Raw genomic sequence first — 349 nt, forward strand, 5'->3', positions numbered from 1 at the left:
ATATCAGCAAAAACCACGCGGTGATAGGGATAGAAGATTTGAATGTATCTGGGATGTTAGCAAATGGGAAATTATCAAAAGCTATAGCTGATATGGGCTTTTATCAATTCAGAAGGCAGCTAGAATACAAAACACAACTGTATGGTAGTAAGTTAGTAATTGTGGATAGATTTTATCCGAGTAGCAAGACTGAGGGGTTGTGGAGAAAAGAAATCATCACTGTCATTATCTCAAAGAGTGTTTAAATGTGATAGTTGTGGCTTTGAGATTGACAGAGATTTAAACGCTGCGATTAATTTAAAACAAGAAGCGGTCAGATTGATCGTGTTAGCCTGTGGACTAGATAGTG

General features: G+C 37.2%; 2 protein-coding genes. Both read left to right on the plus strand.

Annotation, left to right across the window (positions count from 1 at the left end; translation table 11 throughout):
- A partial coding sequence (locus FFR48_RS28570) for an IS200/IS605 family accessory protein TnpB-related protein (protein WP_236104248.1) occupies positions 1 to 245 on the plus strand: 245 nt, incomplete at its 5' end.
- On the plus strand, positions 160 to 349 hold a 190-nt coding region (locus FFR48_RS30780), incomplete at its 3' end, for a zinc ribbon domain-containing protein (RefSeq protein ID WP_443096401.1). The genes FFR48_RS28570 and FFR48_RS30780, both read left to right, overlap by 86 nt.

Source organism: Sphaerospermopsis reniformis (assembly GCF_005402885.1).
Lineage (GTDB): Bacteria > Cyanobacteriota > Cyanobacteriia > Cyanobacteriales > Nostocaceae > Sphaerospermopsis > Sphaerospermopsis kisseleviana.